This is a genomic window from Maribellus maritimus, from assembly GCF_022267315.1.
Lineage (GTDB): Bacteria > Bacteroidota > Bacteroidia > Bacteroidales > Prolixibacteraceae > Draconibacterium > Draconibacterium maritimum.
In genome coordinates this window covers 128,982-154,217 of sequence record NZ_JAIKLE010000006.1, presented here as the reverse complement: position 1 = coordinate 154,217, position 25,236 = coordinate 128,982, and the positions used below count along the sequence as shown (strand labels likewise).

The following is a 25,236-nucleotide window of genomic DNA, read 5'->3' as shown; positions in this document are numbered from 1 at the left end:
AAAAAATAATGTAATTGCTTCATTATCAAAAAGGAATACCGGTCTATTTTGCCTTTACAATTCCCTCATCAACCAATACCTGAAATGTTTCCTCCATTGTGGTTTGTAAAGGACGGAAATCAATCCCCAAATCGTTTTTTATTTTTGAATTGTCGGCTTTCCATTCCACATTTACATTATTTCTTACATATTTTTTTGTTAGTATTTTATTCGTCATCGGCCCAACAAGCAGAAGCAACCATTTGGGCAGGGCTTTTTTGGGTATCGGATAATTTTTTCCAAATTTTGATTCCAGGGTCAAAGCCATTTCCAAAAAGTTGGTATTATGCGCTGAAGTAATGTAACGTCCTTTAGCTTCCGGAATAAAACCGGCAAGAAAATGAGCATCTGCCACGTCGCGAACATCAACCAGGCCAACGCCCATTTTGGGCGCTCCCATTTTCATTGTTCCATCACCAAGTTGTTTCATTATATTAAAACTTTCAGAAGTTGTGGCTCCGGGGTTTAGCGGAGGCCCCATAACCAAACTCGGATTAATCGTAATCAAATCCCATTGCGATTGTTTTTCAGCCAATTCCCATGCTTTTTTCTCTGCCAGTGTTTTGGAATAAGAATAGGGCTGGTAATCCAACGAAGCCGTTGTATTCCATATTTCTTCAGTGAGAATTCCTCCCGGAGCCACCCGGCAATCTACCGCGTCAGTATAAATAGCTGCACAACTGCTGGTTAAAACAATTCGCTTTACTGTGGGAGTTTGATTTGCCGTTTCCAACACATTCTCGGTTCCCAAAACGGCAGGCTCAATCAAATCCTTCTGCGGATTTTTAACAACAGTTGAAAAAGGAGAGGCGGTGTGAAACACCAATTCACATCCTTCCATTGCCTCAGCATAAGAACCTTTCTCCAGCAAATCAGATTTAAAATACTTGATGCTTCCTTTGGAATTTTTTGCAAGCGCATCAAGGTGAGCCACTTTTTCTTTCTTCGCCGGATTTCTCACAGCCGCATGAACGGTAAGTCCTTCATCCAACAATTTCTTTACTAGCCAACCGGCAACATATCCTGTTGCTCCTGTAACCATTACCGGTTTTGTTTTGTCAATTTGTTTCATGATTTTAATTTTTATGTGAGTACTTACTTATATCTATTTTAAAAAAATTTTAGATGTTATACTTTTTGAGTAATAATTGAATCATCTGATCAGAATTCAGTTTTGAGCCTTTTAGCACCGCTGATCCCAATCCATCAATAAAAAGGATTAAAAGTTGCGCTTCCAATTCAGGCGACTCGTAATTCAACTTACGAAATGCATTTGTTAAAGCCATGTTCAACGGTTCCATTTTCTTGTCGCCACTTATTTCGAGCTCCCATTTCAATTTGAATTGCAGCTTCCAGAAATCATAATCGGAAACATCAATTTTATCCGTCATTTCAATTGTTTTGCGGATTACTTCTTTTGGATTGGGTTCCATTACAATGTCAACAAAAAGTGACTTCAATCTGTTTTCACCTTCCTCTAAAATAGCTTGCAGCAATCCCTCTTTATTTCCAAAATGTCTGAAAATTAAACCCTCTGAAACTCCTGCCTTTTTTGCCACCTTACTTGTAGATGTAGCATGAAATCCCTCCCGTGCAAAAAGCTGCAATGCAGCCTGTAATATTTTTTCTTGTTTTTCAGTCATGTCAAAAGTGAGCAATCGCTTACAAATATAAAACATTTTCTAAGTATAAAAATCCCTTAACTTTTCAAAATTCATCCCAAACAATAAAAATGCTTTCTGTTTATGAAACATAATTTATTGAAATTGTTGTATATTAATATGAAATCTAAATCAATCGTAATGAAATCATTTTTTTTGTTTGTAAAGTATTCTCTTAGTATCGCCCTCTTTTTATTCTTGATTCAGCCTGCTTTTGCGCAGGATGGTGCCGCGCTTTATCAAAAAAATTGTGCACAATGTCATGGAGCCGATCTAAATGGAGGAAATGCAACCAGTCTGGTGGATGGCATTTGGCAATTTGGTGCTGAAAACGGTTATGTGACACGAAATATCAAGTTCGGGATTCCGCACCTTGGAATGCCCTCCTATGAAAAAACACTTTCGGACAATGAAATTCGTTCTATTGTAAGTTACATCCGCGAATCAGAAAATAATGCCGGAGCCCAAAAACCGCCAACGCCGGAGGAACTGGAAACCATGGATTATGATATCCATGTGGAAACCTTTGCCGATGGTCTGGAGATTCCGTGGGCGATAGATTTTCTTGACAATAATACCGCCCTAATTACCGAAAGGCCTGGAAGACTCCGAATTGTCAAAAATGGCGTACTTCAACCGGAGCCTGTAAAAAATACGCCTGAAGTTTTACATGAAGGACAAGGCGGATTAATGGATGTTGCGATTGATCCGGAATTCGACCGAAACGGATGGATCTACCTTGCATACAGTCATGTTTTGCCTGAATCCGGTGGACAACGTCCGCCGGCTATGACACGACTCGAACGTGGAAAAATAAAAAATAACACCTGGACTGATGCCGAAGTAATTTTCGAAGCACCGCATGAAACTTACCGCACAACACGCCACCATTATGGTTGCCGTATTGTTTTTGATCCCTGGGGATACCTTTATTTTGCCATTGGAGATCGGGGTGCCGGATACCAGGCCCAGGATTTTACACTCCCCAACGGAAAAGTTCACCGTATTCAAACCAATGGAGATATTCCTAAGGATAATCCGTTTTTATACGACGAAAACGCGATGGGTTCGTTATTCTCTCTTGGAAACCGGAATATCCAGGGAATGGCAATTCATCCCGAAACGGGAGAACTTTGGGTGACAGAACATGGTCCTATGGGTGGAGATGAATTAAATCTCATAAAAGCCGGAAATAATTACGGATGGGAAACCATTACATATGGAAAAAACTACAATGGAACAATAATAACAGAAATTACACATATGCCGGGAATGGAACAACCCATTTTGTATTGGAAACCTTCAATTGCGGTTTGTGGGTTGGATTTTTACCGGGGAGATGCGTTTAAAAAGTGGAAAAACAGGCTGCTTGTTGGTGCGCTAAAATATGAAGAAGTACGACTCTTACAAATTGAAGACGAACGCGTTGTTCACGAACAGGTTATATTAAAAGGAGCAGGCAGAGTACGGGATGTTTCTACAGGACCTGACGGAGCAATTTATGTTGTTTTAAATAATCCCGGGAAAGTTGTTCGGCTGGCACCAAAACCAAATTAATAATTCATTTTAATTAAACTTAGTTTGCCGGTTCGAGTCAAAAGTCAGCTAAAGAGACTTTGTTGTGCAGAAAACAGTATTTATAGTTGGATTTATTCAATCACTTTTTGGGATTTTAATCTTTTCTACAAAACGGCCAAGACACCTCAGCTTTCTATTTTTAACCATTTGGATGGCTGTTAATGCTATCTTTCTCGGAGCAGGATTACTTCCCTTTCAGGTTGTAAAATATTTTAAACCCGGAGTTTTCCCCATTTTAATATTAACCGGACCACTGCTTTATTTTTATGTAAGTTCTCTTGCCATCGAAAATTTTAAATTAAAAAAGACCCACCTTCTGCATTTAGTTCCATACTTGCTGGTTTGTATTCATCGTTCTACTATTAGTGCGGTATCGGTTGTTAGTTCACCCGATTTAACACAAAACCCAAATTATCTTTATAATAAAATTTATCTTTCGCTATTGTTAATTTCGGTGTTTGTTTATTGGTTTTTAAGTTTAGATGTCATTTTAAAACATCGAAAAAAAATCCCTTTGTATTTCTCAAATTATTCGAGTAAAAACACCTTAAGCTGGCTGATTTTTGTACTCTCGTTATTTTTACTCTTTTTTATCAGCAACCAATTGTTATTTTTTGCACGAAATGTTTTACAAATAGGAATAAACAGATTTTTTCCGCTTTCTTTTAATTTTACTCTTTTTACCTTTATTATGATTTATTTTGGAATAAATCAATCGGTTATTTATAAAAAAGATAAAGCGCAATCAACTGAGGATGGACAAATTTCTCATTCAAACAGTCAGGGAAATAAATATGTTGGTTCTTATTTAAATGACCAACAGGTAGCAGAGCTAAACGATACGGTAATAAATTATCTGACTAGTAAAAAGCCATACCTCAACCCGGAATTCAATCTGCAAATGATGGTCGAAGATCTAAATATCTCAAGACATAAATTATCGCAGGTTATTAACCGTAGTCAGAATAAAAATTTTTATAAACTAATGAACGAATACAGGATTAGAGAGGTGAAAGAAAAGCTGGAAAACAAGGAATATAAAAATTTAACGGTATTGGGAATTGCATTTGAATGTGGATTTAATTCTAAAACTACGTTTAACCGAATTTTTAAAGAGGAAACCGGGATGACACCAACAAACTATATAAAGGGCACATAGTTTTAAAGCAGATAAATAATTTTAGCAAAAGTAATAAAGCCCCATTCAGATAACAACCGGGTCTTTCTATGCAATTTGGTCTCTCCTATTTTGCAAATTGATAAACATATTTTTTGTTGAAAGAGTATAAAACGGCTCTGTAGTTTCCCGATTCCAATTTTGAAAGATTGTATCCCGAATGAATTGAAAATTCGTTGTCAATTTTTGTCTCGAATATCAGCCCGTTTTCATCGTAAATTTCTAATTTGAATTTTTTATTCTTGAAATTTAAGTATGAAAACTTCAAATTTTTTCCATCAAAAACAAAATAGGGGTCGATATCCAGTTCAGATTCACCAAAAATAATCTTATTGGTAGTTATTATAAAATCCTTTTCTACAGAAATGCCGTTCATTTTTAAAGTCATTTTGTATTTACCATTCTCAAGATTCTGAACATCAAAAATCTTCTGATATGACGATATCGGTTTATCTGATTGTTTAAAGTAAACCAAATCTCCATCTTTTGCATAAATGCTAATCTCGAAATCAGATATACGATCATTTACAACTGCAACAATTAACTGGTTCGCATTCAGTGGTGTTACAATCAGCTTTGAAAGATCTGTTGCAGAGGCTATTGTTACAATTGCTGCTGCCAGTAATGTTGCTAAACTCCTTTTCGTTTTCATTTTTTCTTTATTAAAATTATAAGTTACTTGCTTATGGTTTACAGATCTTAAACAGGAGGAGAAGTTTAACAATGCTTCAATGAAATTGGTGCCAATAAATTGGTTGGGACGTTTAAACCATTAAGCTAATTAAATTTGATTATTCATGATTAAACCTATAAAGATGAAAAAATCAAACCTTTCGAGACGAAACTTCCTTGGTACAACTGCGTTAGCAGCAACAGGAATTTCGATCATTCCATTTAATTATTCTTTTACCCCACAAAGAAAAAAACCTAATTCAAAAGTAAACGGTGTCCAATTGGGTGTTACAACATATAGCTATTTGCGTGTTCCCCATAGTTTAGAAGAAACTTTAGGATATATATTGGAAGCTGGGATTAATGCGGTTGAAATGCGAGGAGTTTTGGAGGAAGGTTTGGGCATACCGGCGGGCCCTCCCAGACGTCGGAGAGGTTCAGATTTAACTGAAAAAGAAAAAGCCGAAATTGCAGAAGCAACCAAAGCAGCTCAGGAAAAACAAAAGCAATGGCGTTTAAGTTTACCCATGCAAAAATATGCAGATCTCCGCAAGATGTACAACGACGCCGGAGTGGATATTCATATTGCCAAATTTGCACCGTCCAGATGGTCGGACGAAGAACTCGACTATGCTTATAAAGCATCCAACGTAATGGGAGCTTACGGTATAACCGATGAAGCCAGTGTTGAAGCTTGTAAACGAATGGGGGGATTTGCAGAAAAACACAATAGCCTGGCTATTTACCACACTCACGGGCAATTTGGCGAACCCGGATTTGACGTTGACACATTACTGAGCTACTCTCCTGCGAATCGTCTTAACCTGGATGTGGGGCATTATTACGGAAGTACAGGGAAACATCCAAATGATGTTATTATCAAATACCGCGATCAAATTCCAATGATTCACATGAAAGATAAAACCGGTCCTAACCATCCTGAAAAACCAAATACAAGCGTACCTTTTGGAGAAGGTAGTACACCTATAGCAGATGTACTGGAACTGCTAAAAAAAGAAAAATGGCCCATCGATGTTTTTGTTGAACTTGAATACCAAATTCCGGAAGGTTCTGATCCTGTGAAAGAAGTGACTAAATGTATTGAATACATGCGAAATATATTGGAATAAATGATGAAGCATAAACGTTTTCAAACAAATCAGTAACAATTGCTAAAACCTAATAAAATGGAAAATAAACTAACAAGAAGAAACCTATTAAAGACTGTCGGGCTTGCCGGCTCCGGTATGATACTTGGCAGTAATGCAACCGGAAACATTATTCGTCCGGAAATTTTGCCTGGCAGAGCCGAAAGCAAAGCGGGAAAAGTAAACCTGGCTTTAATTGGAATTGCGAATCAGGGTGCAAATGATGCAAGACAGTTTATCAATACAGGACTTGCAAACATTGTTGCCGTTTGCGATGTAGATCTTGATTCAGAAGGCGCACAAAAAACAATACAGTTAGTGCCAAATGCGAAACAATACAGAGATTTCCGTGTAATGTTTGATGAGATGGCTGGAGACATTGACGCGGTTCAGGTTGCTATTCCCGATTTTGCTCACTTCCCGGTTTGTATGGCGGCAATGCAATTAGGAATAAGTGTTTATGTTGAAAAACCAATGGCCCGCACTTTCCTTGAAGCGGAATTAATGGCCAAGGCGGCCCTGAACAATCCCAAGCTGGCAACACAAGTTGGCAACCAGGGACATTCAGGTGAAAACTATTTCCAATTTAAAGCCTGGAAAGATGCGGGAATTATAAAAGATGTAACGGCTGTAACAGCTTTCATGAACGGAACCAGAAGATGGCATCCCTATGATCCAAAGATTTCAAAATTTCCCGAAGCACAGCCATTGCCCAAAGGAATGACCCCTAAACATTGGGATACATGGCTTACAACAGCTGGCTATCACGACTTTAATGAAAAGTATCATCCGGGAAACTGGCGTGGCTGGTATGATTTTGGGATGGGCGCTCTTGGAGACTGGGGAGCACATATACTCGATACCATTCATCAGTTTCTCGAACTTGGACTGCCTTATGAAATTGAACCTGTACATGTTCGTAATCGTAACGATTTCTTTTTCCCATTGGAAACAACCTTAAAATTTAGGTTTAAAAGCCGCGGGGACATGCCTCCTTGTGATATAACCTGGTATGATGGTGTTGACAACACACCTCCGTTTCCCGAAGGTTACGAATCGGTTGAGGCAACTGTTGACAATACGATTCCTCCTCCGGGTGGAGCAAGCGCACAGGGAAGTCGACCAGCCGGAAATCAAAGACCACAGCGCAGGCGGAGAAATACTGCAGGTAAAATTATATACAGTAAAGAATTAACATTTAAGGGAGGCACTCATTCTGCTCCTCTTTTTATTATTCCCGAAGAAAAAGCAAAGGAAATGGCTTCCAGATTGCCGGAATATCCGGAAAGTCCTTCCAACCACTATGAAAACTTTCTGAAAGCCTGCCTGGGTGAAGAAAAAACTCGTTCTCCATTTGAAATATTTGCTCCTCTCTCACAGATATTTTCTCTTGGAGTAATCGCAATGCGCCGTAATCAGAAACTTATATTTGATGATCGCACCAAAGAAATAATCAATGATAAGTTTGCAAATTCACTTTTAACAGACAGGCCTCCGCGTATGGGATGGGAAAGCTATTACAAAGTTTAATGCTTATTCAAATATCATTTTTATTCAGCTATTAAAACCTATATACAATGGAAACACATCTCAAAGTTTATAGCAAAATCAATTTTGATGAGCTTTTTATAAAAAAAATGAACGGTGTGTCGATTCTTCTGCTGAGTCTTTTATTTTTATTACCGTCGTGCAATAAAAAAGAGAATTTCATACAGCCAGAATTAGGAATAAAAGATGTTGAACGAATTGAATCCGACGGTTTACAGTTTAAAGATCTCAATAAAAATGGGGAGCTTGATCCCTATGAAGACTGGCGACTAAGCGCTGAAGAACGGGCGGAGAACCTGGTGTCGATGATGACGCTTGAAGAAAAAGCAGGTTTGATGCACATAACATCAGAACGTCGGCGAGGTGGCTTTGGAAGGGCCGCAATTCCTAACGGTGGCCGCTTCCCGGGACAGGCCACAGGCGCCGGAGTGCCCAATGGCGGTGCTTCTCCGGGACAGGTACCCCAACCTGATGATGAAAATGAAACTGAGAAGATAATCGCGGAAGATCCGTTCCCTGCAACAATAGATTACATCAATGATCGCAAAATTCGTTATCTCATTATCCGTGACAATCTCCCGGCGTATGATATTGCATCAAGAAATAATAAATACCAGGAAATAGCGGAACAAACACGTCTTGGGATACCCATTGTTTTTACATCGAATCCACGAAACCATAGCGGTCGTATAGAATTTGGAATTACTGAAGCAAGCGGACAATTTTCAACATGGCCAGGGCAACTTGGGCTAGCTGCAGCTAATGATGCTTCGCTGATTCGCCAGTTTGCAGAAATCGCACGAAAAGAATGGCGGGCAGCTGGCATTCGAAAAATTTACGGATACCAGGTCGAAACAGCAACAGAACCCCGATGGCGCCGTATAAGCGGAACCTTTAGTGAAAGCCCGGAGTTAAGCGCAGAATATACACGTGAGTTGGTAATTGGTTTCCAGGGAGACGAAATAAATAATGAGTCTGTTGTTCACACGATTAAACACTTTCCGGGCGACGGGCCGGTTTATCTCGGAATGGATCCTCACACTGAACAGGGACAATGGGCCATTTATCCGACTGAAGGCAGTTTGGAAAAATATCATCTTCCACCATTTCAGGCTGCAATTGATGCAGGTGTAAGTTCAATTATGAGTTATTATAATCGTCCGAGTAATGAAATGTCGGTACCACAGCTAAACGGCGAACCTTTTGAGGATGTGGCCGCAGCCTATAACAAAGCAATCATAACTGATCTACCAAAAGAAATGGGATTTAAGGGGTACATAAATACTGACAGTGGAATACTGACTCGTCAGGCATTTGGAGTTGAAGATTTATCGATGGAAGAACGTTATGCGAAGGCCGTTCAGGCTGGGGTTGCTCTTTTCTCCGATGTGAATGATCCTGCACCTTTATTAAGTGCTGTAAATAGTGGGTTACTTTCAGAAGAAGATCTTAATCCGAAAGTAACATTACTGCTCACTGAAATATTTAAGCTGGGTTTATTTGAAAATCCGTATGTTGATCCGGATGAAGCACAGAATGTAGCAGAGAACACTGAATCTCAGGCAGCTGCTGACGAGGCTCACAGAAGATCAATCGTCTTGTTAAGTAACTCCGATATCTTGCCACTCGAAAATGAAAAAAGAGTTTACGTGGAAGTTTTCACCGGAAGAAGCAGCGAGGAGACAACCAAATCATTTAAAGAGCTACTTGGCCAATCCGTTCAAACTGTAGATAATCCTTCTGAAGCAGATGTGGCTATTGTTTGGGCAATGCCAAGTACCTATGAAATATCACCGGAAGAGGGTGTTTCAATCGACCTTAAAGAGGATACGGGAATTGATGTTGCAAAAATCCGCGATATTGAATCCAAAGTACCAACAATTTTAGTCATAAACTTTGATAATCCATGGATAATCAACCAAATTGAACCCGGTGCTGCCGCTGTTATTGGCACCTTTGGTGTGAAAGCAGAAGCTCTGATTGATGCAGTTTATGGTCGATATAATCCTTCTGGGAAACTGCCTTTTACCATTCCGGCTAATCTGGATGCTGTTGAAAAAAATGCGTCTGATGTTCCCGGTTATGCGGAAGATTTTGACTACGTGTATACCAACAAGGCAGGTGATGATTATGCATTTGGATTTGGATTGAGTTATTAATTGACGTAAACTAAAAAAGAACTAATTAAGTTACTTATAATGAAAAATATAAGCATACTAATATTATTATTTATCTTATCAAATAGTTCCATTCTATTGGCACAGGGAACCTACAGTTTCCAACCCAATATTGAGGCCAGAGCTGTTAATCTTTTACACGAAGATAAGCTTGAATTCAAGGACCTTAATAAAAACGGCAAACTGGATGTCTACGAAGATTGGCGTAAACCAGTGGAAAATCGAATACAGGATCTGCTTGATCAAATGACACTGGAAGAGAAAGTTGGCTTCTTGTTGATCAACACACTTAACGCAGAAACCTATGGTAAAGTATCAGAATCAGGCGTTCGGTATGTTGAGGATGAAAAGATGACCCGGTTTATTTTCAGAAATACGGTTATTGAAAATCCTGAAAGGACTGGCGGCAGAGGCGGCGGTTTTGGCGGAGGACAGGTTTCTCCCTACGAAGCAGCCCAGTTTACAAATTCAGTTCAGGAAATTGCTGAGAATACGCGTCTTGGTATACCGGTGGTGTTTAAATCAAATGCGAGAAATCATGTCACTTATGATGCAAGAGCAGGAATCAACGTTGGTTCAGGTGCTTTTTCTGCATGGCCTAAAGAAGCAGGCTTGGCGGCAACACAGGATATTGAGCTGATTGCTGAATTTGCCAATGTTATGAGACAGGAATGGACCTCTATCGGTCTTCGTTCGATGTACGGCTACATGGCTGACCTCGCTACAGAACCAAGATGGTACCGTATCCACGAAACTTTTACAGAAGACAGCGAATGGGCAACCGAAATTGTATCCACTCTTATTAAAAATCTGCAGGGCGAATCGTTGAATTCAAAAAGTGTTGCGCTAACATTGAAACACTTCCCGGGCGGAGGTCCGCAGGAAGGCGGGGGTGATCCTCATTTCGATTATGGAAAAAACCAGGTTTATCCGGCGGGAATGTTTGATTACCATGTTGCGCCATTTAAGGCTGCAATTGATGCCGGCGTTTCATCTATTATGCCGTATTATGGAATACCCATTGGCCAGCGATACTTACCCAACGATGTTGGCATGGCATTTTCAAAAGGAATTGTAACCGGTTTATTGAGAAATGAACTTGGTTTTAAAGGATATGTAAATTCGGATACGGGTATTATTGGAGACAGAGCATGGGGATTGGAAGATAAAACCGAAGAAGAACAAATAATAATTGCCGTGGAGGCCGGAACAGATGTTCTTTCCGGATTCAGTAATAACAAAATGATCTTAGACCTGGTCGAATCAGGAAAAATTACAGAAAGCAGAGTAGAACTGTCAGTAAGAAGGCAGTTAAGAGAACAATTTGAACTCGGTCTATTTGAAAATCCTTATGTAGATCCGGACAGAGCAGCTTATATTGTTGGCAATGCATCTTTTCAAAGAAAAGCAGATATTGCTCAAAGAAAATCAATCGTGCTGTTGCAAAATAAAATGAATCTTCCTCTTGCAATGCCAGAACGGAATGATTCTCTTGTTTTATTTACAATGGGTGTTGATAATGAAATATTCAATGACAGAGCATGGTCCGGTATCAAAGCAATTTCAGGAGATTATGATGCTGAAAATGGTCAGCTTCCGGAAATAAGCGGTGACGTTGATTACGCCGTAATCAGGGTCAATGTGCTCAATACGGGAGGCAGGTTTGGCGGAGCTATTCCAGAGGAATTGGATTTGCTGGCATTCTCCGATATGGTTGGTTCAAAATCGTGGCACATCTCCCCTTCCCTCGCTGATATAAAAACTGTTATGGATAAAGTAGGCGCGGAAAAGACAATTCTGTCAGTAAATTTTCGAAATCCATATGTTTTGGATGAAAGTTGTGGCTTTCTGGATGCAGGGGCTATTCTGGCTACATTTGGCGTGAAAAGTGAAGCGCTTATGGATATTATCATGGGTAATTTCAAACCCACTGGAAAATTGCCATTTGCATTGGCAAAAAGCAAGGAGGCTATCATAAATCAGGATTCGGATGCACCAGGGTACCCCGATGAAGATACTCTGTTCCCTTTTGGATTTGGGTTGACCTACTAAAGATATTGCTCATACGGAATAACTGACCAAAGGATAATAATATTGTTTATCAAGCATAAAACTCTGCCTGTTAGCAAAAAATAAGAAACTTTTTGTATTCGCAGTGAGTTTTTCTTTTATCTCCTAGCATGAAAAGGGTTTAAATCAACCCGAATTTAAAAAAGGAAACTTACACCTTTTTTATTTTGAGATGGAATTAGTTACTGATTCAACAACGAGTACCACGTCTTAATAAAGTATTTTACGTTTCAATTGACCCATTGAGACGTCCATATTTACAAGATATTTTATTTTTGAAATGCATAAATAGTAGATTTCTATGATGAAAGTCAGAAAAATCTTATCCCCCGGTGAGGCCGGGGGATTTTATTTGTAAGGCTTCAATTGATTTCCCATAATAAACGCACCAACACCAACTTTTACTTTGAATATCTTTTTTAAAACAAACTCCCGTGACCGGGCCCACGAATATTCAAACTGTACTTTTCATTTAGTTTATCAACAAAGTAAGCCGACAACAGCGGCGATTCTTTTTCGAGATTCTGATGAACGAAGAAGTAGAGATTTTCGAGTCCGTTTTTAATCCAAACACCCACCCTTTCAATCCAATCATCCAAACGGCTATAATCAGTCGGGTGGTTGGCTCCGACATATCGCACGAATGCAGTAGGTGTTGTCAATCGCATATGGAGCATATCTCTTCTTCCCGCAGTATCCACAATAATATTTGTAGTCTCATTTTCTTCCAAAAGAGCATACAACTCGGAGGAGATCCTCTCATCGCTAAACCACTCTTTGTTTCTGAGTTCAACCGCCAGAGGAATTCCCGGTGGAAATTTGGTTAAAAAACCTTTTAATCTATCAAAGTCCTTAAATGAAAAATTATCATGAAGTTGAAGAAAAACCATTCCCAGCTTTGGATTAAAATTACTAATCTTCAAACAGTAATCTTCAACCAGCTCGCCAACATTAATCAAACGTTTATAGTGGCTTATCGAATTAGTAATTTTCGGAAAGAACCTGAAATCGTCGGGTGTTTTGTCACGCCACGTTTCAACCTGGTGTATCGATGGAATATTATAAAACGTAGCATTTAGTTCAATACTATTAAATTGTATGGCATAGTAAGCCAGTTCATCTTTTGTTCCCCGAGGATAAAAACCCTTTAAATCAGTTCGGTTCCATTTCGCACAACCAACATACACACTTGCTTTTTGCATACTTCTTTTCGATCGCATCAGAACTTTTTTTGAATCGGGATGATCTGGAGGTAAAATAAAATCAATACTTCCCGGATTCTCAACTTTCCCAAACTTCATAGCTTTTAATTTTGACAGGAATAAAATTCCAATTAATCTTTTTTTCAAATTTCGAAAGAATCTGTTTTATTAGCAAATTTTCTTCATCTTAACAAAACTCTTTCCCTGAAGTATTTTCAAGTCTAATTTTATTTTACTCCAATCTTTTTCATTCAAATCAGATAACAGCGATTTTGCTTATATTTAGTGAATGGTAAAAACTATATCTTTAATCGGATTTATTCAGGCTATTTTTGGTATACTGATTTTTGTGTCAAAAAGGCCAAAGCACCTTAGTTTTACTATTATCACATTTTGGCTGTGTATTATAGCAATTTCATTAGGGACAAAACTGCTTCCTTTTGACACTGTCGAATATCTTAAATTAGGAATATTTCCCATACTATTTTCGCATGGCCCTTTACTTTATTTATATGTAAATTCTTTAATAAATGAAAATTTTAAGTTGAACTGGAAACACCTGTTGCATGCGTTACCAATTTTTATTATCGGTATACAGCGTTCCCTGGGAAACCAGGTTTCAATGAACAGTTCTTCTGATTTATCAGAAAATCCAAGTTATATTTACAACAATATTTACTACGCGCTACTGATCATTTCTGTGGTAACATACTGGATCTTGAGCATCCAGCTCATTCTTAGACACAGAAAAAATATTCCCTACTTTTTTTCAAATTACACAGCAAAGAACACATTAAATTGGCTTATTCTGCTTATTGTTGTTTTTTTATTTCTGATTGTGATTGAATTGTTTATATCGTATATTGAAAAATTAATGAATACCAAATTCACTGAACTTTCAAGCATTCATATCAATTTGACCATTTTTACTTTTATGCTTGTATTTTTTGGTATAAAACAAACCGCTATTTATAAGAAACAAAAAGTTAGTTTAACCGAATCAGGCGGTTCGTCTAATCTATCTGATTCTTTAAAAACAAAAAATACACAGGCAGCATTAAATGAAAAACAGGAGAAAGATCTTAACAAGGAAATTATTCAGTATCTGAAAACTAAAAAACCATATACAAATCCCGACTATAGCCTACAGATGATGGTTGAAGACCTAAATGTTCCCAGGTATAAAATATCACAGGTGATTAATGCCAGTCAAAAAAAGAATTTTTTTAAATTCATTAACGAATTCCGGGTGGAAGAAGTTAAAGAAAAACTTGCCAATCCTTCCTATAAAAATTATACCCTTCTTGGAATAGCCTTGGAGTGCGGTTTTAACTCCAAAACCTCATTTAATCGTATTTTTAAGGAAGAAACGGGTGTTACACCCTCTCATTACAAGAAATCTCTTTAGTTTTAATAAAACAATTCTCAAAGCTCACGAATTAATCCCAAAGTACCAACCCGGGTACCAACTTGTAAAATGAGGTGTCATTTTGTTTATTGAAGCGCTTTCCGTAAAGAATTACAGTAATTTAACGTGTTCATAGGTTTAATTCATTAAGTGTAGTGAATTAAAAAATATTATTATCCCCCGGCGAGGCCGGGGGTTTTTTGTTAATTCTTTGTAAGTTTGGAGAAATCTAAACTAACATTTTCAGAATGAAAAAATCTGTAATTTTTCTGATAGCTTATTTATTTGTTTCGTGTACTACCTATTTCGAACCGGTGGAGGAATTAAACCCATCTTTGGGATTATGGTATAATGAACCAGCCGAAGAATGGACTGACGCGCTACCTATCGGTAACGGGCGTTTGGGGGCAATGCTATACGGAGGAACAACATCTGACACCATCCAGTTTAATGAGGAAACGCTTTGGAGCGGGCAGCCCCACGACTATTCTCACAAAGGTGCATACAACTACCTTGGAGAAATCAGACAGTTGTTATGGGATGGAAAACAAGCCGAAGCCGAACAGCTGGCTAACGAGCATTTTATGTCAGAACCATTCGGGCAGTTTTGCTACCAGCCCTTTGGAAAAATATTTTTGAATTTCCCCGGACACGATGATCCTGAAAACTATAAACGCCAGATTGATCTTCGCAATGCCCTTTCAACAGTTTTTTATGAAATGGATGGAGTTAGCTTTAAGCGCGAAACTTTTGCTTCCAAGCCCGATCAAGCAATCATAGTCCATTTGGAAGCTTCGAAAAATGGGGCGTTAAATTTTGCTGTAGGACTAAATTGCCCTCACGAAAATTATTCAGTTTCGATAGAAAATGACCAAATCATTCTTAAAGGAAAGGCAAATAATTATCCTAACAAATTAGGACGCAACGGGAAACTATATCCGAAAAGTAAACTTGTATTTGAAGCCCGCCTAAAAGTTGTAAATGAGGGAGGCGGAATTGTCGAAGACGCAAAAACATTAAAAGTGGCCAACGCAAGAAAAGCCACTCTTTATTTAGTGGCAGCAACAAGTTTTGTAAATTATAACGACATCAGCGGGAATCCTTCGGAAAAATGCGATTCATATCTTTCGAATATAGACGGGAAATCATATGAAAAGCTAAAGTCTTCTCACATTGAAGATTATCAAGAATTATTTAACCGTGTGGAACTGGACTTGGGAAGTTCTGAAATTTCAAAACGTCCCACCGACGAACGGCTGGCTACCTTCAAAACAGATGAAGACCCTTCTTTGGTTTCGTTGTTGTACCAGTATGGAAGATATTTGCTGATTTCATCTTCACGACCAGGAACACAACCCGCAAACCTGCAAGGCATCTGGAATGATAAAACAGCACCGCCATGGGATAGTAAATACACCATTAATATTAACACCGAAATGAATTACTGGCCGGCTGAAATGACTAATCTTTCAGAATGCACCAATCCCTTAATTAAAATGGTTACCGAAATAGCGCAGACCGGTCAAAATGTAGCAAAAGAGCATTATGACCTGGATGGTTGGGTTACCCATCATAATACCGACATCTGGAGGGGAGCTGCCCCGATTAATAATTCAAACCATGGAATCTGGCCAACCGGAGGTGCATGGTTAAGTCAACATTTGTGGTGGCATTATCAATTTAACGGTGATAAAGCTTTTCTGGAGAAAACCGCTTACCCTGTGTTAAAAGAAGCTTCCCGTTTTTTTGCCGAATACCTGGTACCGGATCCTCAACATCCGGAATGGTTGATTAGCGGACCAAGCAACAGCCCAGAACAGGGAGGTTTGGTAATGGGGCCAACCATGGATCATCAAATTATCAGAGAATTATTCGCCAATACGATAGAAGCTGCAAATATTCTTGGTGTCGATAATGACTTTGTAAAAATGTTAAGAGAAAAACGGTCTAAAATTGCGCCGAATCAGATTGGGCAGTACGGGCAGTTACAGGAGTGGCTGAAGGATGTTGATAATCCGGAGAATGAACACCGGCACGTTTCCCATTTGTGGAGTTTGCATCCCGGAAGTGAAATTCACCCGTTAACAACTCCCGATTTTGCCGATGCATGCAAAGTAACACTCTCGCAACGTGGCGACGGTGGAACGGGTTGGTCCCGGGCGTGGAAAATAAATTTTTGGGCACGACTGCTCGATGGAGATCACTCCTTCCTTCTGTTAAAAAACCTGATGATTCCTTCAAAAAGTAAAGAAACCAATTATGAAGACCGGGGTGGTCTATACAACAACTTGTTTGATGCACATCCACCGTTTCAGATAGACGGGAATTTTGGCGCAACTTCAGGAATTACTGAAATGCTTTTGCAGTCGCACCTGCGCGATGAAAATGGTGATTTCTACCAAGACCTCCTCCCTGCACTTCCATCTGCACTTTCCTCCGGCAAAATAACAGGAATAAAAGGAAAAGGTGGTTTTGAATTCACAATCTCCTGGAAAGAAGGCTCTCTTGTTTCTGCAGAAATAAAGTCTTTGCTCGGAAACAAACTAAATCTGCGTTATAAAGGAAAAATAATCTCAAAAGACACAAACGAAGGAGAAAGTTATACTTTTACCATAGAAAATTTTTAATATGAAAGCGCTTGTTTTAGAGGAATATATGCAACTCAATTACAGGGATTTTGAAGAACCTGAGATTGAATCAAATGAAGTATTGGTACAGGTTAAAGCCTGTGGCATTTGCGGTAGCGATGTTCACGGAATGGATGGAAGTACAGGTCGCAGAAAACCACCGTTAGTTATGGGACACGAAGCCTCCGGTACTATTGCAAAAACAGGAAAAAATGTTTCGGACTGGCAAGTTGGCAACCGGGTTACTTTTGATTCAACCATATACCAGCTCGAAGATTGGTATACGCGGAAAGGACGTTACAACCTGAGTGACAACCGGAAAGTTTTGGGTGTTTCGCCCGGAGAATACCGGAAGCATGGTGCTTTTGCAGAATATGTATCGGTGCCGTCACATATTCTGTACAAAATCCCGGACAATGTTTCATTTGAGCAGGCCGCGATGGTTGAACCGGTAGCCGTTGCAGCCCATGCTGTGAATATTTCAAAAATCCAACCCGGGGAGAGTGCCCTTGTTATTGGAGCCGGAATGGTAGGAATGTTTGTGGTTAATATGCTAAAAATTGCAGGAGCAAATCCGATAATAGCGCTAGATCTGGACGAAAATAAACTGGAGCTGGCAAAAGAATTTGGTGCAACTCATACTTTCAATACTTCTATACCTGGTATTTCAGAAAAAATAAAGAAATTAACCAAAACCCGTGGTGCAGACTTTGGTTTTGAAGTGGTAGGAATCTCAGAAACTGTAAACCTTTGTATTAATAATTTGCGCAAAGGCGGAACAGCCGTTCTGGTTGGAAACCTGAAACCCGAAGTTACTATTCCCTTACAAAAAGTTGTTACAACAGAACTTTCGCTTTTGGGAAGCTGTGCCATAAATGGCGAGTATGAACTGGTGCTCGACTTGCTTGCTTCAGGTAAAATAAATGTAGACAAAATGATTTCAGCGATAGCTCCTCTTTCCGAAGGTGCGCTTTGGTTCAAAAGACTTTATGATAAAGAGCCCGGACTAAACAAGGTAATTTTAGTCCCAAATTTTTCAAAATAAATCAAACATGAAAACATATCATATCGCCATTCTCGGATGCGGAAAAGTAGCCCATTTGCATGCCAAAGCGGTTCAAAAATTGAAAAATGCAAAACTCGCAGGTGTTTGGAGTCGTTCAAAAAATACAGCTGAAAAATTTGCTTCGGAATACAAGGTTCCGTTTTACTCTGAAATTGAGCCATTAATTAAAAACGAAAAAATAGATCTGACTATTATTTGTACTCCGCATCCTTTTCATCTGGAACCGGCAAAACTTGCGGCAAAAGCTGGTTCCCATATTCTTGTGGAGAAACCGCTCGCTTCCACACTGGAAGATTCGGATGAAATGATAAAAACCTGTAAAAAAGCCGGCGTTAAACTTGGAGTAATAAGCCAACGGCGCTGGTACGAACCCGTGAAACGGGTAAAAGATGCGATTGATGCCGGCAAACTGGGAAAACCGGTTTTTGGAACCATAAATATGTTGGGTTGGCGGGATGAAGCGTATTACGAAGCCGACGAATGGCGTGGCACCTGGAAAATGGAAGGTGGCGGTGTTTTGGTTAATCAGGCACCTCATCAGCTGGATATTCTGCTCTGGTATATGGGCAAAATTGATGAAGTTTACGGATTGTGGCGTAACCTAAATCATCCCTATATAGAAGTAGAAGATACTGCGGTTGCGATTATCAAATTTAAAAATGGCGGTATTGGAAACATCATTGTAAGCAATTCGCAAAAACCGGGAATTTATGGAAAGGTACATGTACATGGCGAAAATGGAGCTTCAGCAGGTGTTCAAACCGATGGCGGAGCTATGTTTATTGCTGGAATGTCGGGAATTCAGGAGCCGCCGGTAAACGATATCTGGTCTGTGCCGGGCGAAGAAAAATTGCTGGAGAAATGGAAAAACGAAGATTCTGCCTTTTTTAACAGCGTGGACCCAACAGTACACTATATGGAGCGACAGATTGAAGATTTCCTCCAGGCTATTGAAAACAATCGCGAACCGCTGGTAACAGGAGAAGAAGGTCGCAGAACAGTTGAACTTTTTACTGCAATTTACCGCTCAACACGCGACAACAAACCTGTAAAATTTCCTCTCCAGGCCGAAAACAAAGACGACTTGGATGGAAGGCTAGAGGAGAAATAATTACTATTGTTGAACCTTCATTTCGACGCTTTCCGTCTGCAAACAAATGATATTGTTGCTCTGCTCCAGTCTGGAATTAATCATTAACATTCCCGCTACTGCCAGAGTAGCAACGAGCGTTATTACGAAATAAGCTTTTGAATCTACGTCGAATCCGTCTATAAATTTTTGAATTGAATTGCGTCCCATCCTCCCTTAATTTTAAATCATCACCACTTACAAAACTAAAGAAAAAGAAACGCTTAACTAACTAATTTTCATGTCTTTTTGAACAAAGTTGTCCCAAAAAGAGAAAAAATATCAGCTTGAAATATAAAATATTTATGGATATCACCGTCGAAACCGAAGTGGTTTTCTGTGTTGTGCAAAATCATGTATCCTTTTGCTCTCGGTTTGAATCGTAAAAACTACCAAGGACGTGATATTGACTATTTTTATCTTAAACAAAAAGGGTGACTCAACAGCCACCCTTATTTTACCCAAACATTAATACAATTTTGCATTAATTAATTTTAGTAAATCGGAATAGTAGAAATTATTTTAAAACCTCAATTATTCAGGCAAATAAAATTTACCTTTTAATTACCTTTTTAATACAATTACATTCGTCTCTTTATGTTAGTTTTTTGATTAGCCAAACGTTCCTTTATCGAACTTTTCAAAGTGATTGAATGGTAGATTTTCAAATTTTCGATACAAAATTAAATGTGTGCGTTTACAAAAATATAGATGAGAAATTTTTGAAAAACTCAATACTTAAAGAACTGCTTCTTATAATCAAAAAAGATAATTTAAAACTCAGATTAAAACCAAATTTAAAGATTGATTTTATTTCCAATTTTGTGCAAACCCAGTTCGACAACCCTATATCAACATTTTGTCAGTGATTAACCAATCTATTTTGTAATTAAACTTTGTTATTTTTGAATGACTAATTGCCTAAAGCATGTTTGAAACTTGGACTGTCGTTAACCAATTTTACTGTCAGTAATAACCTGTGTTTTTCATTTTATCTGCTATCATAATCAAATGTTTTAAAATGTTTTCAACCTCAATTTATGTCAAAAAAAAATAAAACACAAAGATATCTTTATATTTTTGCAAATAAATCAATAATCAATCAAAAAAACGCTCCCAAACATCTAATAAACAACAAATTAAACCTATTCTAATTATTCTAAATATTCTATATTTTCTAGCTTATTTTTTAGAAATTGCTTCAATAGAGTGTTGCTTTTACATTATGATAAGTTATTATTTGTATCAAAATTTTGCGGAGAAAGGCCGGCAGAACATTTGCCATATTTAGAGGGAGAAATATTGAATTCTTTTTTAAACTGAACACTAAAATATTTAGGATCATTAAATCCGGTTTTATATGCAACTTCTGAAACATTTAACTGTCCCCTTGTCAGGAGTTGCGCAGCTCTTTTCAAACGAAGAATCCGAATAAATTCAAGAGGAGAACTTCCGGTTAAGGCCACAATTTTATTATACAACTGCATTCTGCTGATTGCCATTTCCCTGCTAAATTCAGCCACTGTAAACTCCGAATTTCCCATTTGCTCCTCAATGATATCAAAAGCCTTTCTCATAAATTTTTCGTCGAGGGATGTGATACTAATATCCCTGGGTTCAATTTCAATCTTTGTATTAAAAACCTTCCGTATGTTTTGTTTCAATTGAACCAAATTCTCAATTTTTACCTTCAAAATATCCAAATTAAAAGGTTTTAAAATGTAATCATCGGCACCACTCTTCAAGCCATCCAATTTTTGTTGTTCCGAGGTTCTAGCTGTTAAAAAAATAAAAGGGATATGACTGGTAATTTTATCGCTTTTTACCCTTTTACAGAATTCTATACCATCCATAACCGGCATCATAATATCGCTTAATATTATATCAGGAAGTTTAAGGTTTAGCTGAGCCAAAGCGTGTTTTCCACTTTCAGCCTCAACTATTTCATATTCTTCATCAAGGTTTTCTTTCAGATATTTCCTCAGATCCCGATTATCTTCAACTATCAATACAACAGGTTTTTGCTTAGCTCCAATTTTTTCTTTATGAAGAACGGGATCTTTTTGATTAGTTGGAAATTTGATTTCTTTTGTTTTCCCGTAAAAAATTTGGGGTGAAATGTTCCCGTCATTTTTAATCGGTAATTTAACTGTAAAACTGGTTCCTATGCCTTGCGCACTGTCAACTTTAATTGTTCCATCATGAAGCGTTACATATTCTTTTGTTAATGCCAAGCCAATCCCTGATCCCTGACTTTCTGCATCTACCTGATTTTCAACCTGATAAAAACGATTAAAAATTTTGCCAATGTTGTCAGGATGAATTCCAATACCGTTATCCTTTACTTTTATTATCAGGTTTGCTCCTGTTTGAGCCAAACTATCATTCTGAATCTCTTCCAATTCAACCTGCACAATGACCAACCCGCTCACCTGAGTATATTTAAAAGCATTTGAAAGCAGATTGTAAAGAATTTTCTCAAGTTTCTCTTTATCAAACATCATGTTAAATTCCCTGAGGTTTGTGACCAGACGAAGTTCAATATTTTTATTTTCACTTAAATCGTTAAACGAAGCAACCACACTGGAAATAAATTCCACTATATTTCCCCAGGAAGGATTAAACGCGAGCCCCTGATTTTCCATTTTTCGAAAATCAAGCAATTGGTTTATCAACGCCATTAATTTTTTAGCGTTCTGATAAATATGCTCAAGGTATTTTTCCTCGGGAAGATTTTTAAATTTTGGGAGTAACTTTTCAACCGGAGAAAGAATCAAACTTAACGGGGTTCTGAACTCATGAGAAATGTTTGTGAAAAATTTTAATTTCATCAAATCAAGTTCGTGTATTCGTTTTGCTTCTTCGCGTTCCATTTCCAATTCAACCTTAAGCCTTTCCCTGTTCAGAATCATAAATCGCAATCCCAAAAGCAAAAGAAAGAAAAGGACAGCGTATCCGAGCAAAGCATACCAGGTTTTCCAAAATGGAGGCAAAACTTTAATATTCAAAGAGATACCTTCCTCGTTCCAAGTGCCATCTTCGTTAGACCCTTTAACACGCAAAATATAGTCGCCGTTATTCAAATTCGTAAATGTTGCAAAGTTGGCGGTGCCGTCTGTTTCAAACCAGTTTTCATTAAATCCCTCCAGCTGATAGTGATATTTATTCTTTTCAGGATGAATATAAGTTAGTGCTGCAAATTCAATCGTAAACAGGTTTTCGGAATATTTTAATACAATTTCGTCAACGGCATCAACCGGACGGGGAAGAATAACCCGATTATCAAAAACCTCTCCCGGACTTACCGGATTATTAAAAATCTTCAGGTTGGTAAAAACCATTTTAGGAGTTGAAAGGTCTGGTCTTATTTCGTTTGGCTTAAAAATATTTATACCATTTACTCCTGCAAAAATCAATTCGCCATCGCTTGTTTTTAATGAAGCGTGCTCAGAGAATTCGCGTCCCTGCAATCCATCTGTTTCATCAAAATTCATAATCTCTGTGGTAAAAATCGAGTCGTTTATGATATTTGAAAAAGAGATTTTTGAAATTCCGGCAGAGCTGCTCACCCATAAATTTCCCTGGTCATCCTCCAATATCCTCTTTACCGATTTGGGCAACAAATTATTGAGTTGGTTAAGCAAAAGATAATGATTGGACTCAGGATCAAACTTTATCAATCCTTGTTCACTGCATAACCAGTACCAACCACGGCTGTCTTCAAAACTCGAATTAACGGGGCCAAAGTTTATTGGTATATTATCAGAAAAGCTATTAAAATAAACATCAAAATCTTTTTCAAAGGGATTGTATATCGATAAACCATCCGATGTCGAAATCCAAAGTCTCTTTTGGTGGTCGCTTGCAATATGATTTACATAATTGCCTGAAAGGCCTGAATTCTCGGAATCATAACGAATAAAACAATCGTTCCCGGCATCGTAAAGATTTAAGCCACCCCCAAGTGTACCTATCCAGATATTCTGGTTGCTGTCTTCCGTAATATACCATATCCGGTCATCGGAAATACTGGTTGAGTCATTTACATTGTGTTTATATACAGTAAACTCATCTGCTTTAGGATTGTATTTGTTCAATCCGCCATAGTAAGTACCAATCCACATATTTTTCAAATGATCTTCAAACAAAGAAACAACTACATTGCTGGTTAATCCGTTAATACCTGTATTTTCAACCGTTATAAATTGAAACTTTCCCGTTTTTCTATCAAGTATATTGATTCCTGCACCGTTGGTTCCAATCCAAATATTCCCATTCGAACGCTCGATGCAACAATTGATATCATTTAAATTCAAAGAATTCTTATTATCCGGATTATTTTGGATTAAGCGAAATTTTTTAGAACTCTGCTTATAATAGTCGAGCCCCTTTTTATAAGTCCCTACCCAAACAATGTTATCATTGTCAATATATAAACTGTGTAATCCGTTTGTAGAAATATTCTTTGTGTCTCCTGTTTTAAACAAAATGTTTTGAATGGAATCTTCTTTTCTGTTGTACAAATATAAACCTGCTCCATCTGTAGCAATCCATACAACTCCGCTCTCATCTTCCTGAATTCCTGAAATAACTTTATTTCCAATCTGTTTAAAAAGATTTTCATTTAGCTCGGAATGCCATTGTCCTTTCACCAAATCGTAGACATACATCCCTGCCTGGCCTCCAATCCAGAGCAAGTTATAGCTATCAATAAACAAATTTTGCAGGCCTCGCACATATTTTCCTTCGTACAACTGGGGCAATGGGATCGATTTATAGCTTCCATCATTGGGGCTGTATTCAATTAATTCTCGTGTAAAAGTACCTATCCACATTTTTCCTGTACGATCTTCAGCAAAAGAAATTACATTATTTACATCGGCACTAAACAGAGATGAATCAATTAAGTGATGCTCAAAGTTGCCCTTTTTATAAACAAAAAAACCTTCATGAGTACCAATGTACATATCTCCGTTTTTTGCAGCGAAAATACTCCCAATATTATTTACATCATTGCATCCAAACGCATTATAGTCAAAAAGAGAAACTCGCCTGAACGAGCGGGAATGTAAATTTTTTATGTTGAGCCCAAATGTTGTCCCAACCCAAAGATTAGAGTCGTTGTCCTCAGCAACGACAGAAATAAAATTATTGGACAAACTGGCGGAATCTTCTGCATTGGCTTCAAAATTTGTAATTTGATATCCATCAAAACGATTTAGGCCTCTACTCGTTCCAATCCACATTAAACCTTCAGAATCTCTTTGAAGTGAAGTTACCCAATTGGAAGTCATCCCGTCGGACACGCCAATATTCGAGAAATTTGCTGGAGTATTTTGAGCACAAAGTTGAAAGGCTGACCCAAAAATAAAAAGTACCGGATAAAATATATGTAGAATTTTTTTTAACATCTTCTTTTAAGGTCTGTAGTGAAATCGATCCATTAAAATTAAAAATATTGAAATATAGTTACTTCGCTTTTTTTTGATAAACAATTTTACAAATCAGGTATATATTTTTTACAAATCTCACCCCTGATAAATTCATCTCTATCTTATTTGCTTACAAACCACTCCCATTCTAATTTGCATTTCGCCCTACTTTTACCTCGTTAAATTAACTAAAATGGCAAAAAAACACCATCGCAAAATCTATCTCTTGCTTGAGATTATTATGTATCTCCTGATAATCTCGTTTATCATTATTCTTATACAAATTATTTAAAACTATCATA

16 protein-coding genes are annotated in these 25,236 nt (G+C 37.9%); 10 read left to right on the top strand and 6 right to left on the bottom strand.

Annotated features, from left to right (window positions below; all coding sequences use genetic code 11):
- Nucleotides 1-43: 43 nt before the first annotated feature.
- A complete protein-coding gene (locus tag K5G00_RS07645) occupies nucleotides 44-1,111 on the bottom strand; it encodes an NAD-dependent epimerase/dehydratase family protein (RefSeq protein WP_238765547.1) in 1,068 nt (355 codons plus the stop codon).
- A 49-nt stretch (nucleotides 1,112-1,160) separates the two neighbouring features.
- Nucleotides 1,161-1,682, bottom strand: a complete 522-nt coding sequence (locus K5G00_RS07640) for a TetR/AcrR family transcriptional regulator (RefSeq protein WP_238765546.1) — start codon at nucleotides 1,680-1,682, stop codon at nucleotides 1,161-1,163.
- Between the two features lie 159 nt (nucleotides 1,683-1,841).
- On the opposite strand from K5G00_RS07640, the gene K5G00_RS07635 reads away from it, so the two are divergent.
- Together K5G00_RS07635 and K5G00_RS30015 are read left to right on the top strand one after the other, a co-directional pair.
- Entirely contained in the window at nucleotides 1,842-3,257 is a 1,416-nt protein-coding gene (locus K5G00_RS07635) for a PQQ-dependent sugar dehydrogenase (RefSeq protein ID WP_238765545.1), read from the top strand.
- 64 nt (nucleotides 3,258-3,321) lie between these two features.
- Complete coding sequence (locus K5G00_RS30015) at nucleotides 3,322-4,437, top strand: helix-turn-helix domain-containing protein (RefSeq protein ID WP_238765544.1); 1,116 nt, start codon at nucleotides 3,322-3,324, stop codon at nucleotides 4,435-4,437.
- An 85-nt stretch (nucleotides 4,438-4,522) separates the two neighbouring features.
- Here K5G00_RS30015 and K5G00_RS07625 read toward each other — a convergent pair whose 3' ends face one another.
- On the bottom strand, nucleotides 4,523-5,107 hold the full coding sequence (locus K5G00_RS07625) for a hypothetical protein (protein ID WP_238765543.1): 585 nt from the start codon (nucleotides 5,105-5,107) through the stop codon (nucleotides 4,523-4,525).
- A gap of 163 nt (nucleotides 5,108-5,270) precedes the next feature.
- Here K5G00_RS07625 and K5G00_RS07620 point away from each other — a divergent pair, with 163 nt between their 5' ends.
- From K5G00_RS07620 to K5G00_RS07605, 4 genes are read left to right on the top strand one after another with little or no spacing between them, the layout of a single operon-like run.
- Nucleotides 5,271-6,257, top strand: coding sequence for a sugar phosphate isomerase/epimerase family protein (locus tag K5G00_RS07620; protein WP_238765542.1), 987 nt, complete (start codon nucleotides 5,271-5,273; stop codon nucleotides 6,255-6,257).
- 57 nt (nucleotides 6,258-6,314) lie between these two features.
- Entirely contained in the window at nucleotides 6,315-7,805 is a 1,491-nt protein-coding gene (locus tag K5G00_RS07615) for a Gfo/Idh/MocA family oxidoreductase (RefSeq protein WP_238765541.1), read from the top strand.
- A 47-nt stretch (nucleotides 7,806-7,852) separates the two neighbouring features.
- A complete protein-coding gene (locus tag K5G00_RS07610; RefSeq protein ID WP_238765540.1) occupies nucleotides 7,853-9,982 on the top strand; it encodes a glycoside hydrolase family 3 protein in 2,130 nt (709 codons plus the stop codon).
- Between the two features lie 39 nt (nucleotides 9,983-10,021).
- The gene (locus K5G00_RS07605) at nucleotides 10,022-12,052 is read left to right on the top strand and encodes a glycoside hydrolase family 3 protein (protein ID WP_238765539.1); all 2,031 of its coding nucleotides are present in this window, start codon (nucleotides 10,022-10,024) and stop codon (nucleotides 12,050-12,052) included.
- Nucleotides 12,053-12,489: 437 nt separating this feature from the next.
- On the opposite strand, the gene K5G00_RS07600 is transcribed toward K5G00_RS07605, so the two are convergent.
- Complete coding sequence (locus K5G00_RS07600) at nucleotides 12,490-13,371, bottom strand: DUF72 domain-containing protein (protein WP_238765538.1); 882 nt, start codon at nucleotides 13,369-13,371, stop codon at nucleotides 12,490-12,492.
- Nucleotides 13,372-13,816: 445 nt separating this feature from the next.
- On the opposite strand from K5G00_RS07600, the gene K5G00_RS07595 reads away from it, so the two are divergent.
- The 4 genes from K5G00_RS07595 to K5G00_RS07580 all read left to right on the top strand — a co-directional run bounded on the left by K5G00_RS07595 (nucleotide 13,817) and on the right by K5G00_RS07580 (nucleotide 19,484).
- On the top strand, nucleotides 13,817-14,680 hold the full coding sequence (locus K5G00_RS07595; protein WP_238765537.1) for a helix-turn-helix domain-containing protein: 864 nt from the start codon (nucleotides 13,817-13,819) through the stop codon (nucleotides 14,678-14,680).
- Nucleotides 14,681-14,928: 248 nt separating this feature from the next.
- Nucleotides 14,929-17,307 carry a glycoside hydrolase family 95 protein gene (locus tag K5G00_RS07590; RefSeq protein WP_238765536.1) on the top strand — a complete coding sequence of 793 codons (2,379 nt, stop codon included), beginning with the start codon at nucleotides 14,929-14,931 and terminating at the stop codon, nucleotides 17,305-17,307.
- A 1-nt stretch (nucleotide 17,308) separates the two neighbouring features.
- Entirely contained in the window at nucleotides 17,309-18,352 is a 1,044-nt protein-coding gene (locus K5G00_RS07585) for a galactitol-1-phosphate 5-dehydrogenase (RefSeq protein WP_238765535.1), read from the top strand.
- 7 nt (nucleotides 18,353-18,359) lie between these two features.
- Nucleotides 18,360-19,484 carry a Gfo/Idh/MocA family protein gene (locus K5G00_RS07580; RefSeq protein ID WP_238765534.1) on the top strand — a complete coding sequence of 375 codons (1,125 nt, stop codon included), beginning with the start codon at nucleotides 18,360-18,362 and terminating at the stop codon, nucleotides 19,482-19,484.
- Nucleotides 19,485-19,487: 3 nt separating this feature from the next.
- Here K5G00_RS07580 and K5G00_RS07575 read toward each other — a convergent pair whose 3' ends face one another.
- Both K5G00_RS07575 and K5G00_RS07570 read right to left on the bottom strand, forming a co-directional pair.
- Nucleotides 19,488-19,673, bottom strand: a complete 186-nt coding sequence (locus K5G00_RS07575; RefSeq protein ID WP_238765533.1) for a hypothetical protein — start codon at nucleotides 19,671-19,673, stop codon at nucleotides 19,488-19,490.
- Nucleotides 19,674-20,725: 1,052 nt separating this feature from the next.
- Nucleotides 20,726-24,913 (bottom strand): hybrid sensor histidine kinase/response regulator transcription factor, encoded by a 4,188-nt coding sequence (locus tag K5G00_RS07570; protein WP_238765532.1) that lies wholly within the window; start codon nucleotides 24,911-24,913, stop codon nucleotides 20,726-20,728.
- Nucleotides 24,914-25,236: the final 323 nt, after the last annotated feature.